Source organism: Bacteroidales bacterium (assembly GCA_012519055.1).
In the GTDB taxonomy this organism is placed as follows: domain Bacteria; phylum Bacteroidota; class Bacteroidia; order Bacteroidales; family Salinivirgaceae; genus JAAYQU01.
Genome location: JAAYQU010000021.1, coordinates 59,513 through 74,887 on the forward strand (window position 1 = coordinate 59,513; position 15,375 = coordinate 74,887).

At 37.2% G+C, this 15,375-nt stretch carries 8 protein-coding genes; 5 read left to right on the top strand and 3 right to left on the bottom strand.

Annotated features, from left to right (window positions below):
- Positions 1–11 precede the first annotated feature (11 nt).
- Positions 12–5,474, bottom strand: coding sequence for a hypothetical protein (locus tag GX311_04350; GenBank protein ID NLK15610.1), 5,463 nt, complete (start codon positions 5,472–5,474; stop codon positions 12–14).
- Between the two features lie 489 nt (positions 5,475–5,963).
- On the opposite strand from GX311_04350, the gene GX311_04355 reads away from it, so the two are divergent.
- Together GX311_04355 and GX311_04360 are read left to right on the top strand one after the other, a co-directional pair.
- On the top strand, positions 5,964–7,151 hold the full coding sequence (locus GX311_04355) for an AAA family ATPase (protein NLK15611.1): 1,188 nt from the start codon (positions 5,964–5,966) through the stop codon (positions 7,149–7,151).
- 361 nt (positions 7,152–7,512) lie between these two features.
- Positions 7,513–8,799 (top strand): serine hydrolase, encoded by a 1,287-nt coding sequence (locus GX311_04360; protein NLK15612.1) that lies wholly within the window; start codon positions 7,513–7,515, stop codon positions 8,797–8,799.
- 141 nt (positions 8,800–8,940) lie between these two features.
- On the opposite strand, the gene GX311_04365 is transcribed toward GX311_04360, so the two are convergent.
- Both GX311_04365 and GX311_04370 read right to left on the bottom strand, forming a co-directional pair.
- The gene (locus GX311_04365) at positions 8,941–9,603 is read right to left on the bottom strand and encodes a Crp/Fnr family transcriptional regulator (protein NLK15613.1); all 663 of its coding nucleotides are present in this window, start codon (positions 9,601–9,603) and stop codon (positions 8,941–8,943) included.
- Positions 9,604–9,649: 46 nt separating this feature from the next.
- Complete coding sequence (locus GX311_04370; protein ID NLK15614.1) at positions 9,650–10,030, bottom strand: co-chaperone GroES; 381 nt, start codon at positions 10,028–10,030, stop codon at positions 9,650–9,652.
- Positions 10,031–10,486: 456 nt separating this feature from the next.
- Here GX311_04370 and GX311_04375 point away from each other — a divergent pair, with 456 nt between their 5' ends.
- The 3 genes from GX311_04375 (at position 10,487) to GX311_04385 (ending at position 14,939) form a co-directional block, all read left to right on the top strand.
- The gene (locus tag GX311_04375; protein NLK15615.1) at positions 10,487–10,939 is read left to right on the top strand and encodes a transposase; all 453 of its coding nucleotides are present in this window, start codon (positions 10,487–10,489) and stop codon (positions 10,937–10,939) included.
- 287 nt (positions 10,940–11,226) lie between these two features.
- Positions 11,227–13,419, top strand: a complete 2,193-nt coding sequence (locus GX311_04380) for a S9 family peptidase (GenBank protein NLK15616.1) — start codon at positions 11,227–11,229, stop codon at positions 13,417–13,419.
- A gap of 53 nt (positions 13,420–13,472) precedes the next feature.
- Complete coding sequence (locus GX311_04385; GenBank protein ID NLK15617.1) at positions 13,473–14,939, top strand: aminoacyl-histidine dipeptidase; 1,467 nt, start codon at positions 13,473–13,475, stop codon at positions 14,937–14,939.
- Positions 14,940–15,375: the final 436 nt, after the last annotated feature.

A 15,375-nucleotide genomic window follows, 5' to 3' on the forward strand; every position in this document is an offset into this window, starting at 1 on the left:
TAAACGTTAACCTATTTACTTATTCTTACAACCCTTGATTCGGTGCGAGCATTTATAGCATCATTGTACATTTGAGAACAATATACCGGTGGGAAATAGAACTCGCCTACAAAAGTTGCATTAATTCTAAAACGGAAAACTTTCTTTTCGCCCGAACGCAGGTCAGTAAATGTATATACTTTATTATCACGATAATCGCGATAGGTGTAGCTGCTTTCGTTAATCGCATCTTCGCTATCTGTTAGTCGTGGATTAATGATCTCTATTCCTGCAGGTGCGGTAAACTCAATTGCGACATTCTCTAAATTCGGCTCTGTCGCTGGGTTTTCGATTATTATCTCAGCAATAAAATCATCGCCTTGCTTGATATTTGTAATATCGATAATACGATTATCTGAGTTCAGATATTGGTCTCTTATTACCAATGAGTTACTAACTGCCTCTATATTACTTGGCATTGGTTTACCCGAATTAATTAGCCTTGCGAAAGTTGCTGCCTTGGACTTATTGGTCACCGTTACGGTTTGATTTTCTGAGCCTTGTATAGGAATTTCAATTCTTGCAAACGGATTTTTGGTCTTTAAAGTTCTCTCTTTCTCTTTGTTGATACTGTACTTAACTTCAATCGATTCCGCCAAGCCTGCTTTTGTGACATACGTTCCTATTGCTCTGAGCATAAAGCCAATAGATTGTGTACTGTGCCAGCCACGTTTGCTCAACTCTTCGCTTAAATTTAGTAGTAAATCAAAGGCTTCTGTGTTATTCTCTACACTTAAAAGTGCAAGAACTTTCATAGAGATATCGCGCACCGATGAGCCGAAAGTGTATCGCCACAACTTTTCGTTGTCACTGCTCACAGATGTTGAAATTAGTTCGCGTGCAGTTTTCGCCCTTCCATTTTCGGCGTAAGCCATTGCGAGCATCAAATTTGTTTGTAGCTCGCTCTCTTTGGAGTTGCGCAGACGGTTCATTGCTCCAACATCAGCCTTGTTGGCACGTGCCAGAACGTAAAGCCTGTATGCTTGATTGAAACGCGAAACAGCACCTTTATCAACCCATTTGGAAGCTATCTGTCGTTGCACTTTTAGCCAACTGTTCATAACGTTTTGGTCAACAGCATGACCTTTTTTCTCTGCCTCGATTAAAAAGTCGCCGGCATAGATATCTGCCCATTCGTAATAACATGTGGTTCCCTGCCAGTAGTTAAGAACGCCTGTGGCATCTTGAAATCCGTAAATTCTTTTGATGGTTTCAGATAGAACGCTGTTTAGCATATTTTTTCTATCCTCTTCTAAATCAATTAGTTTATCCACGTAAAGTAGTGGAAACCCTATCGAGGTTGTCTGTTCGAGGCAACCGTAAGGGTATCGGATAAGAAAATCCAAATGTTTTTCCAAATCAATAGGTGGGAGAGTTGAAAGCTCTAACACTGCAGAGTTGGTCAACTGTGCGCCAATGGGTTTGACATCGACTTTCCAACTATCGTCTGTGCTAAGTGATTTGTTCTCAACTTCATATAAAACAGGTGTCGGGTTCTCGATTGGAATTTTAATATCGTAGGTCGCCTTATGTTTTCCGTCAGTTGCCTCGATTGTCAAAGCAGCTTGCCCTACAATAGATTTGACATTGCATTGTATTGATTTCGTACCTCTGAAATTATTGTCAAGCGTAACGCTGACGTTATTTTGAGCGAGCGACAAGTTGCTAATATTTTTCACTTCGATATTGATTTTTCGCTGTGTCTCCTCTGAACCAAAGATATTTAGCGGAATATCAAATTTATCGCCTGGAGTAAGCACTCGCGGTGTTGAAGCCGTAATTAAAAGCGGACTTGTAATTGTAACTCGCTTATCATCAACGCCCCACGACTTTTCGGTTGAAGCTATTGCCATAACCCTTACCGCTCCAAGATAGGAGGGGAGCTCAATTTTGTGCGTATCGCTACCTCTTTTTTTCAAATTGAATGGTCCCAAAACCTTAACTACTGCTTTAAACTGTGTATTCAGCGAGGCGGGGCTTTGTGAAACTTCTCCGTCATCACCGCCAATGCCAATTACTCGCCCAACAACGCCCGACATGGCACCCATAACCCAATCGAACAAATCCCACGAGGTTACGCCAAGTGCAACCTTTTTGTGGAAATATTCCCATGGATTTGGTGTTTTGTAACTTGTTATGCCAAGCAAGCCCTCGTCAACAACGGCTAACATATATCTCATCTCTTTTCCGTTCTGCTCGCTCACTTTGACTACAAACGGTTCGTTGCAGTTGGATTTGTCGGGAGCATCAATTTTTGGATAAAGCTGCGATTCGGGGTTTACAACCTTACACGGAACGATACCGTAAAGTCTTAAAGGTAAGTCGTTTACAGTTTTTTCAAAGGGTTGTAAAAAGGTAACGTTAAAGTAAAAGTTTGGCGACATTGCAACCGTTGCTTTTGTGGTGTATGTCGTGTAATTATCGGTGGTTTCAATCCACTCGCTTTTGATAATTTCGCTTCCGTTTTCTAATGAAACTAAGGCTTTACCACCTTGCGATGATGGAAATGTAAGTGTAATTGTCTCATCTAAAGCGTATTCCTCTTTGTCTAATGTGAGTTCAATTATCGAAGCATCTTTTCCTGTTTTACTTCCGGAGTACCCGTCATCGCCGACCCTGATCATTCCTGCAACAACCTGTCCTGTATTGTTGTTTTCGACATATATTTGGTAATATCCCCAATCATCTTTAATAGCGAAATCGAACGAGCCACTTCCACCGTTTATGCTAACGTTTTTCGAGAAAACCGGAATAATATTGGCTCCAGTCATATATGAGTAATCATTGCGTGATGATTGATACCACCATTGCCAGTTGCGTTTATAGATATCGACCTTAACACTCTGATTTCTGGCGACTGTTTTTCCCTCTAAGTCGGTTAATATCAACGATACGCTGTACTGTTTGCCCGATTGGAATTGTCCCCACTGTCCGTCTGGTTCGGGTAACTTCATACCTGTCAGGTTGTTATATGGCGATACCACTGTTTGCGCCGATGAGGTTGTAAACTGACCACCCGGTTCGGTTGCTCTAAACGTATATGTTGTTTTATAAGCCGATGATTTTAAGCCACTTGGTAAGTTAATCCTAAATGAGGTTTTCCCCTCGTTGTTTAATTTTGTTTTCAAAACGTTCCACTCTTCGGCGTACTCATCAACATAAGGATTGTTAAATGTGTATCCTTTCAATGAACTAAATCGAATATCGAATGCACTTGTAACGGCATCGACAGAGAAATCCTGATTCGCAGCCGAGCCTCCGTGTAGCCATTTAACCAAAATATTTGCAGTAAGGTTTTGATTTAGAGTCGTTTGTGCAATATCGTGAATAATCTCCATTCGATTTGGTCGTATGGTCTCAACCCTAACACGTTTGTAAAACTGTTTCTTCCCGATTGTAAAACGGATTGTCCATCGACCAGTTAGAGCGTCAGGGGCTGTAGGAATATCAATCCTGTGCATCGATTCACCTTTATATTGAAAACTTGTTTCAAATTCGGGCTGCCCGTTTGAATTGGTTACGTAAACTTGAATAGGGTGGGTCGGAGGAATAGTTTTCAGAGCATCGTTAATTATAAATCCAACAAAAACAGTATCGCCCGGACGATATACATCGCGCTCTGTGAAAGCGAAAGCGTTAATGCCGTCTCGGGTTTCTACTCCTTCAACATCGAAACTGCTAACCGAAAGGCTTTCGTATGGCGGTATTCTCAAATAGTTTCTATCCTCTTTGGTTTCGGCAATAACAAAATATGCCTCTTCCATATCGGTAAATTCTGCTTTGCCTTCGCTGTTTGTTTCAACCTCGGCAAGTACTTGCTGTTGATAGTTCAGCACCTTAATCACACATTTCGATAAAGGTTGGTTTTGATTTATCGTTGTGGCAAATACCGTAAGTTGATTTTTCCCGTCACGTTTAGCGATAAGCCCAATATTGCTACTTATATAATTGTGTTTAATTGCTCTGCGGAACCCGTAGTATGCGTCTTCGCAAGGATTGTCGCTATAATCCCACGAATATTCGCCATAGCTGTACTCTTCGAATCTATCCCAAAAATCGGTATCATTTATATCGTCACGGTTCTTCTCCTCACTCTCTGAGCAGTCCCAGATTGCGTGTTGCTTACGGAACCCAATCTGTACGTGATAAAGTGCGCCAATCTCCTTTTTTACCAATTTCGATAAATCTAAGTAATATTTGCTCCAACCCTGATGAGTGCTTTCTGCCTGACCCTCAATGTTTATGGTCGATTGATAGACAACTTTACCAACTCTCTCTAACTCCCAATTATCTTGATAATCATTTACTTGCAGAAACTGTATTATATTGTTTTGGAAGATTTGATATATTCTGACATCGACAGCTTTTAGGCGTGCGGCTTCAAACTCAAACAAAGCTCCCTGCTGTGTTGGAGCCGAAATAATTTTGCTGCTCGATTTTCTAACCTGTGGTTTTTCCCTCTCGACATGAACCGTAAAGGTTTGATTTTGAGCCATTGTCATACCTTTAGCCGATCTAATACCTCGAAACATTTCAACTATAATATCTCCATATTCGGTAATGCGTGGATAAACACGTACAACGTTCTTATCGACAACAACTTGCGATGGCGATTTGCCGTTAAGTTGAATTAATCCCGTCAAATCCTGGTTTGCTTGCAGTATATCGGAAAAGCTTATAACAATCACGGGTTCAGGTTGATACAGAACATTGCCTGTTATATGGCAAAACTCATTTACAGGAGGAATATTTAAAACAAATTCGCTTTTCTCTTTAGCGTTAATTGCCGAGCCGTCTAGATTGATTTTTAAAACCTGCTCATTATCAGACCTATAAATGCTATCAATTGTGATATTGATATTTAGTCCTGTTGTTTGCTGATAATCGACCCTGAGATTTCTTTTGTCAATTTTAGCATCAATCACATTTTGGACCTTTTCAAATGATACGTAATCGGTTAAAACTAAGGTACCTACCAAGGTATAACCGGAATTGTTGTCAAACTCTGTTGCCAATATATGTTGGAACAAGAAGCTAACCGAGGGTTTTAATGTGCGAAAGCTGAACTCGTAAGATGTTTTCAGTGTATCGGACAGAGCACGCAGGTCTAATTTGCATTTATACTCTTTGTCGGATTCGAAACTGTTTTCGGGGATAAACTCAAATGCTGTTTGACTAATCCAAAAGGCTTTGCCTTCGGCTTTTGGGGAGAATGTTACCAATTTTTCAGGAACATTTTTCCCAACCTCATCATCGTTAACCACAGGGAACTGAAAGTTAACCCTTATTGGCGATTTTACAGATACTACACCAGACGTATGCGACGAAATTACATCCGGCATCTCTACGCTCTTTTTTGAGCAACCTGAGAAAACATAAAGAAATGTAATGGCTGCTAAAGCGTTAATTTTTAATAATTTAGATAGTGTGTTCATATTATTTTAGTTTTGATTTTTATAGATTGTGAAGATAAGAAAAACGATTCAATTAGCAATTGAGTTAAAAGTTAAAAGTTCATAAAGTTGAAAGGAATTGGAACACAGATAACACAGATTTAACAGATTATCACAGATTTGGTGTAGGGGCGACCCTTGTGGTTGCTCAAATCTTAATGTCCCTTAATTTCTTAATGGTTAATTTGTAAAAAGTTTTTAAAGTTAGTAAATGAAAATATTCTGATATGTAAAAAACGCAATGTTTGTAATAAGCTGGATAATAGCAATATACATCAAGCTGTTCTTTTGTCTTTGCTCTTTAAAAGAAACAATATACATTAAAAACGCTCTTTAGAAAAAACAACTATACATTTAAAATGCTTTTTAAAAGAAACAGTTCTATTTTAAAATTGCTATTTATATAAAACAATTTTATATAAAAATTGCTCTTTATAAGAAACATTTTGTATCTTTGCAGAAAAGATTATCATGGACTCTTTAGTGAAAATTTATTTGCGTTTATTGCAAGAAACAGAGGTGGAGACAATCCGTTATCTCTATTCAGATATTGATTGGGACGAACGTTGTATTGCCATAATTGGAGCAAAAGGCGTTGGAAAAACCACAATGCTGTTGCAACACATAAAGAGAACTTTTACAAACAAAGAGAAGGCTCTTTTTGTTAGCTTGGATAATACGTGGTTTGCCAAACATTCGATTTTTGAACTGGCTGACGAGTTCTATTTGAACGGCGGAACACATCTGTTTTTAGATGAAATACACCACTATCCAAACTGGGCGACCGAAATGAAAAACGTTTACGATAGTTTCCCGAAACTTAAAATTGTTTTTACCGGATCGTCGCTTCTACAAATATATAAATCTACAGCAGACTTGTCTAGAAGGGTGGTTTACGAAAATTTAGAAGGTCTCTCGTTTAGAGAGTTTTTGAATTTCGAAAAAGTAGGGGATTTTCCTGTGCTTTCGTTAGAAGAAATCATTGAAAATCACCAAGATATTGCATTTAAAATCACTGAAAATATAAGAATAATACCGTTATTCAAAAAGTATTTAAAAAATGGCTACTATCTATTTTATAAAGAGGGGCTTAGAAAATATGAAAGAAAGTTGCAAGAGGCAATAAATAATGTGATAGATGTTGATGTTTCGGCAATTGAAAACATCGGGTTTGATTCTCGGTATAAACTGAAAAGATTGTTGGCAATTCTTTCAGCATTAGTTCCTTATACGCCAAATATAACCGAGTTAGCCTCTGCCATAGAGACTACAAGAAACAACACGGTAAGGTATTTGTCACTGTTGGCAAATGCAAAGTTGCTGAATTTAGTCTCCTACAAAAACAAGACAATCGGTGACCTGACAAAACCCGATAAAATTTTGCTAAATAACACCAATCTGTCGTACTTATACGGCGACAATGCAAATGTAGGTAGCGCAAGAGAAACATTCTTTGTTAATCAAATGAGTGCCGTTGCAGATGTAGTACTTGCACCACAAGGCGATTATATGGTAGGTAAATACACTTTTGAAGTTGGTGGCAAAAACAAAAACTTCAATCAAATTAAAGACCTGCCAGACAGCTTTGTTGTTGCTGACAATATTGAAATAGGGCATAAAAACAGAATTCCGCTTTGGTTGTTTGGGATGCTGTATTAATTCCAAACCCTAATTTTTTAGGTAATAGATTTTATTAGTTAATGAATGAAAAGTTTTAATTTTGTCAAAAGTCGGAAGTCGGAAGACCGAAGTCGGCGTTGCACTGAGCGTAGTCGAAGTGAAGAAAGTTACGAGTAGTCAAATTATGTACTTGACTGGATATCGATTAATTGTCATGCCTTTTAAGGCGTGGGTAAAATTAGCATAAGTAACTTATGGGCTTTAGCCCAAACATAAAATTTAATAAAAATACTGATGTTTAATATGTTGATAATCAGCAGTTTTAGCAAGTTTAGTTTTTAACAAATATGTTTCGCTGGCTTTTTGTGATACATATTACCTATTTAGGTAATTCATAAATATGAAACGTATTTTTTTAATACTTATAACATTCTGTACAGCAACATCTTGTATTGTTTTGCATCGTGCGGTACGATATGGAAACGCAGATATCGACGACCATAATATCTTTTATACATACGATTTGCATGAAAATCAAAACAAATTCCATTTTTATAAAGCAGACAGTAGCATAATAGATACTCTTGATATAAATTGGAATTACAAAAACACTGATTTCCATAACCTTGACTCATTACTAAAGAATACATGGACAAGAGCATTTTTAATAGTTAGAAACGATACCATTCTTTTCGAAAAGTATTATAGGGGTTACACGAGAGAGGATATTTCCACTGTTTTTTCTGTTTCAAAATCTGTTACATCTTTGGTTGTTGGCATTGCCGTTGACGAGGGATATATTTCGAGTGTAAACGACCCTGTTACAAAATACATTCCTGAACTTAATTACGCAGACCCAATGTTCAAAAAGCTTACAATTAAACATTTATTGGATATGCGGTCGGGAATTAAATTTAATGAGGATTATGGATTTAATCCATTCTCAAAAATTGCACGTCTCTATTATGGAGCTAACCAACTTAGACTGATAAAAAAATTAAAATTTGAATGTGAGCCGGGCACAAAATATAACTATGAAAGCATTTCCACAGCTATATTGGGAGTTGTTGTAGAAAAGGCTACGCAACAGAATTTTGTCAAATATTTCGAAGAAAAAGTTTGGAAGCCTTTAGGAATGGAAAATACAGCGAAATGGAGTCTCGACGATAAAAAACATAAATCTGTAAAAGCATACGGAGGCTTGAGCACTACGGCTGTTGACTTGGCTAAAATAGGCAGACTTTACTTAAATGGTGGAAAATTTAATGGCAACCAAATTGTCTCTTCGGAGTGGATTAAGGAAACTTTAACGCCAAATCCGAAAAATAATGGTTATCAAAATCAATGGTATAGCTTTAGTGGTAGCGGATTGGATTCCACTGGTAATAAGTATTTTACAGATTCTTTAACGGCTCAGAAAGTTTGGGAAGAGCGATATGCAAAAACATATCCACATTATAAAATACATCTATATAAAAAGAGTAATTATCGAGAAGGATATTGGAAATTAGATTTTGACGAATATTGGGGTTTGTTTGTATATACCAACCAGTTCTATGCGCGGGGCATAATGAAACAAATAATGTTTATAGACCTCAATAAAAACACAATTTTTGTTCGATTGGGAGACGGCGCAGACCTTTATGAATATGAATCATTAATTTATAAGATTAACAAAGAGTTGTAAATTAAGCGGAAATGTCTTAATTACAGTTAGTTGCAATGTTTCATTTTCTAAAATGCCAAATAAACTATAATTGATCTGTTGTGTTTAAATTTAGCTGATAATCAATGAGTTATAATTAATTTATAGAAATGCAGAAAAAAATCAACTCTTCTCCACAATCTCCCGCAACATCGGAATATTTTTCAACGTAATAGTTTTTCCCTCTTGCGAAATCAAACCATGTTTAATAAATTTCGAGAATGTGTGAACAACGCTCTCGCGTGTATAGCCAATGGTTTCGGCAATCTCTCTTCTTAGTAGTGGAAGTTCAAAAGTCTCTTTGTTAAATAGTTCGTGCATTTGCAATAAAAATGCTGCCAAACAGCCGTCAATATTTTTGTTTTGGTATGTCAACAGGCGGTTTACTGCGCGTGAACCTGTTAAAGCAACAGTGTCGAGAATGCTAATTGCAAAATTGCCGTTGGCTCGCATTACCATTTTAAGAGTCTCAATATCAATAAGTAAAACCTCGGATTCTGCAATTGCAGTTGCTCTTATTTCATAATGCCGTCCGGGGAAACTGTATAATAACCCAATAAACTCTTGTTCGGGGATTATTCTTATAGTGTTGTTTTTCTGCCGTATAGAATAATCGACCTTTACCATTCCCGACAGCAGATAATATACGTGAGTAATAAATGAGTCTTGCTTAATTATTGTCTCATTTTTCGAGAAATGCAGCACCGCACTATTTCTAAGAAGTTGCTCTTTATCGCTCAAAGTGAGCGTATAAAATGCAGGATGTTGTAAATCTATTTTTCTCATGCGGATAGCTTTTATTTATTGTAATGCTAACTTTCTGTTAATCAGTTTATTTAAACAGTCCCTCGTCCCTACATAACAGTAAAATAGACGATTGCGACACAATAATATATTTCTCCTGATTAATTTCAATCTCATAACCACTTTTGGCAACATATACTGCCAAATCGCCCTCACGTGGTTGCAGAGGGATATATTTCGGTTCGTTTGTCGAAGGCTTCCACGACTCGTCATGTTCAGAGAGTGCAGGGATAGGGTAGCCCGGTCCAACTTTAATAACGTAGCCTAAAAATATGGGAGCATTTTCAGATACCGTTGCAGGCAGATACAATCCTGAACGTGTCTGTTGTTGAGGAGTTTTGGGTTTTATCAACACTCTGTCGCCCACCATAATTATATTGTCGATAGTTTGTTTGTCTAACTGTGCCATAAATCCATTCTAAAGGTAATCAGCTACAAATATAAACATCAAATGTCAATTAGCAATTACGAATTACGAATTGCGAATTAACAATGTGGATTGATTAATAGCAACGACTTTTAAGTCGTTGGTTGGTGTTGATACACGTGTTTTGGGCTAAATCCCAAAACTAATAGCATATTGTACCGTTCGCTAGTCATTGTAATAATATTAAATATATTCCTATACGGGTAAATTTAGTAGTCAACTATGTATTGAATAGTTTGCGGTTTAAGGATTTGTTTTTGCAAGAACAACTTTTTTTTAAAAAAATTGAAACCAATTTTATGTAATTCATATAAGATTGTATCTTTGTTTTAGTATAGTGCATTGTCCGTAGGACAACATGTGATTAACCGTAAGATTTATCTTACGGCATCGAGACCACCTTAAATCTTCGCCCGTAGGGCGACACAATACCGAGTTATGAGCTATATACAATCACTACATCATATCATTATTCGCACTAAAAGTAACGAAAACGTTATTCCAAACGAGCATTCCGAAGAACTTTACCGCTATGCATGGGGATATGTAAAAAGTAAGAAATCGTTCTTATACAGGATTAATGGAATGCCCGACCATATACATCTTTTAGTTGGAATTCATTCTACCATTGCATTGGCAGATTTCGTTAGAGAACTTAAAACTTCAACTAATAAGTGGCTAAAAACCAATAGAGATAAATACCCCAATTTCATATCGTGGGGAGAAAAATACGCAGCTTTCACTATTCGTTATCAGGAGAAAGAGACTACAATAGAGTACATTAAAAATCAACGAGAACACCACAAAAAAGAGAACTTCAAAGACGAATACCGTAGATTAATTATAGAAAGCGGCATAGATATCAACGAACGGTATTTTCTGACAGATTAAGACTGCAATGTGCCACCCTACGGGTGAATTGTGTGCTGTTGCACACCCATAGGCTTACGCCTATGGTTAATCACATGTTGTCCTACGGACAAGAAAACTATTTGTTATATCAGTGTTACAGACACATACTCCAAAAGAGCGATAGCGAAGTTTGGACTATAGTGTATGTCCAAACGGTATTAATGGTTTTAATAATAACAATATGTTATTAGCCAAAACTCCTTTGGGATTAGCAATTTTTTTTGCAAATTAGCAACTCTTTCAAAAAATCTTAAAACTAACATATTATGATTATAAGAAAATTATCTATTTTGCTGTGTATTAGTGCAATAGCTGCTACTTTTACATATGCTCAAAAGCAAAACATTACTCTTTCCGATATTTTTAAAGATAGAACATTTGGCGCAAAGTCGGTTTACGGTTTGCAGTCAATGAACGATGGGCAACACTACACAACCTTGGAAAAGGGTGTACTTGTTAAATATAACTACAAAACAGGCAAAGCTGTTGACACTTTAGTTAAAGCAGAACAGTTTGATAATGAGAAGATTACAAGGCTCAGCAACTATCAGTTTTCAGAAGACGAAACGCGCATTATTTTTCATATAAATGCCGATTATATTTATAGAAGGTCATTTATCGCAGACTTTTTTGTTTGGGATTTGAAAGAGAAAAAGCTTTACCCTGTATCCGAGCAGGGAGGCGAGCGTTTAGCCACACTCTCTCCCGATGGCAAAAAAGTCGCCTTTATTCGCGATAACAATCTGTTTATAAGCGATTTAAACGGAACAATTACACCCATTACAACAGATGGTAAGGATAACCACATTATTAACGGTGCACCCGACTGGGTTTACGAAGAGGAATTTGGTTATAATCAGGCTTTTGAGTGGTCGCCCGATGGCAAAAAAATTGCATGGTGCAGATTTGACGAGAGCCATGTAAAAGAGTTTAACTTGCTTAAATATAAGGGGTTATCTCCTGAGTTAGAAGAGAATGTGCTATATCCGGAAGTATATTCGTTCAAATATCCCAAGGCAGGCGAGGATAACTCTGTAATTTCAGTTTTCATATACGATTTAAGTTCAAAAGAGAAAGTTACTGTTGATATCGGAACTGAAACCGATATATATATCCCTCGAATCTACTGGTCAAAACGAGCTAATACGCTTTCAATCATTCGTTTAAACAGACTGCAAAATCAAATGGAGATACTCTTTGCTGACGGAAACACAGGTAAAAGCGAAGTAATTTACAGCGAAACAAATAAATATTTTATTGATATTCCGCCATATAGTGACCTCTGTTTTGTCGATGCCGATAATTTTATAATTTTCAGTGAGCGTGATGGTTATAATCATCTATATCTGTACAATATCAACGCAAAGGAGCTAAAACAGATTACAAAAGGTAATTTTGATGTAACAAACTTTTATGGCTTCGACGCTAAAACGAAAACTCTCTATTATCAATCTACAGAAGAGGGTTCAATCTATCGCTCGAACTATTCGATTGACTTAGCCGGCAAGAAAAAAATCAAACGTTCGTCGCAACTTGGTAGCAATACTGCAAATTTTAGCAAAGGTTTTAACTACTATATTAACTACTTTTCAAACTCTCAAACTCCGCCGTATATTACACTTCACGATAGTAAAGACAAGGTTGTAAGAGTTTTAGAAGATAACAAGGAGTTAGTTGAAAAAATTAAGGATTATAATTTTCAGCAAAAAGAGTTTTTTACATTCAAAACATCTGAAGATGTGGAGCTTAATGCATGGATTGTAAAGCCTGTCGATTTCTCTCCAAACAACAAATATCCCGTGCTGATAACACAATATTCAGGACCTAACTCACAAAGTGTTTTAGATCGCTGGGGTGTTAATTGGGAGCAGGTTTTAGCAACCGAAGGCATTATTACTGTAAGTGTTGACCCTCGCGGAACGGGTGGAAAAGGAGAGGAGTTTAGAAAAGTAACATACTTACAATTAGGCAAATACGAAACCATTGACCAGATTGAAGCGGCAAAATATTTGGGAACGTTGCCCTATGTTAATCCCGAAAAAATTGCTATCTGGGGTTGGAGCTACGGTGGATTTATGGCTCTGAACTGCATAACGCAAGGTGCAGACCAGTTTGCTGCGGCTATTGCTGTTGCTCCGGTAACAAATTGGCGATACTACGATAATATTTATACCGAAAGATTTATGCGTACACCGCAGGAAAATGCTGAAAACTATGATAATAACAGTCCTATCAATCACGTTGACAAACTTAAAGGGAAGGTATTGATAATTTCAGGAACTCACGACGATAATGTTCATCCTCAGAACACTTACGAGTTTGTAGAGGCATTGGTGCAAGCAGATAAACAGTTCGAAATGATGTTATATACTAACAGAAATCATGATATATATGGGGGAAATACCAGAATGCACTTATTCACTAAAAAGTTTAACTTTTTAATTGAAAACCTCAAATAGAAAAACTAACTTTGTTAAATCAAAAATAAACAGTAATCTAAAAATATATAATTATGAGCGAAGAAATAAGAAAACTAAAACCGGTAGAGGTTTGGGAGAATTTTTATCAATTAACACAAATCCCACGTCCTTCAAAAAAAGAGGAGAAGATAATCAAGTACATGAAAAAGTTTGGCGAAGATTTGGGATTGGAAACCATTGTTGATAAGGTAGGAAACGTCATAATACGCAAGCCTGCAACTCCCGGAATGGAAAACCGCAAAGGGGTTATTTTGCAAAGCCACTTGGATATGGTTCCGCAAGCAAACAGCAATATTAAGCACGATTTTGCAAAAGACCCAATTGACGCATATGTCGATGGCGAATGGGTAACAGCTCGCGATACCACATTAGGAGCCGACAACGGAATTGGCGTAGCCGTTACTATGGGCATTTTGCAAACGAAAAATATTCAACACGGACCAATTGAAGCACTTTTTACCATTGACGAAGAGACAGGAATGACAGGAGCTTTTGGATTAAAACCCGGTATGCTAAAAGGCGATATTTTAATTAACCTCGATTCGGAAGATGAAGGGGAACTTTATGTTGGCTGTGCAGGAGGCGAAGACGCAAACGTTGTTTTCAAAGTTAAGTTAGACGCAGTTCCAAGCAACCACGAAGCTATCGCGTTAGAAGTAAAAGGATTAAAGGGCGGTCACAGTGGTATGGATATCGTTCTAGGTAGAGGAAATGCAAACAAACTTCTATTTAGAATTTTAAGACAACTTGCTGATAATCACTCAATACGCATAGCAAACATCAATAGTGGAAGTTTAAGAAATGCTATTCCTCGTGAAGGTTTTGTTACATTCTACGCTCCGAAAGGAACTAAGGATGCCATTTCAAAAGAGGTTAAAGAGTATGAGAAAATTGTTAAAAGCGAGCTATCCGGTACTGAGCCGGATTTGTCAATCAGCATAGCAAAAGCCAAAAAATTTGATTCGGTTATCGATAAAAAATCGCAAAATCGCATAATAAATGCGGTATTAGCTTGTCCCAACGGCGTTTTACGTATGAGCGACAGCATGCCCGGATTGGTCGAAACATCTATCAATCTTGCAGTTGTGAAGTCAGATAAAGATAAAGTTCATGTACAATGTCTAATGCGCAGTTCCGTTGACACGGCTCGTAAAGCATTGGCAATGAAAGTAAAAGCCGTATTTGACCTTGCAGGTGCCAAAACTAAATTTGAAGGTGGATACCCAGGCTGGAAACCCAATATGAACTCTCCGATTTTAAAACTAATGCAGGAGACCTATAAAAAAATGTATGGCAAAACACCAGAAATAAAAGCCATACACGCAGGTTTAGAGTGCGGATTGTTGGGCGGAGTTTATCCCAATTGGGATATGATTTCATGTGGTCCAACCATTCGTTTCCCTCACTCTCCGGACGAAAAAGTAAAAATTGACACAGTTAAGAAGTTTTGGGATTTCTTATTGGAGACCCTTAAAAACGTACCCGCGAAAGGTAATTAGCAATTAGCAATGTGCAATTAGTAATTAACAATTAACAATTATAGGAAGGGTGGCTTTTACAGTCGCCCTTTTCTGTTTTTAAATGGCGGTTCGATTATACAATTCGAGATTTCTACTACGTTGCTCGTTTTGGTTTCGTTCATTTCTAAACAGGTAACTTAGAAATGACCATTGCAACACGAATCATGTCGAAATGAGCAAAGTACTTTTCGAGGAAAAATATCAATAGCAATGCCTTTTAAAGCGTTGAAAATCAATAAAATAAAATTGGCTTTAGCCGAAAATTATTAAATATTTTAGAATCCGAAAAGGTATATTTGGGCTAAAGCCCATAAACCAATCTATTCCACGACCTGAAAGTCGTGGCAATTGAAAGGAAATCAGATAATTAATTGTTCATTAGTCAACCACAATGCTGTCTCTGGCGACCACAATG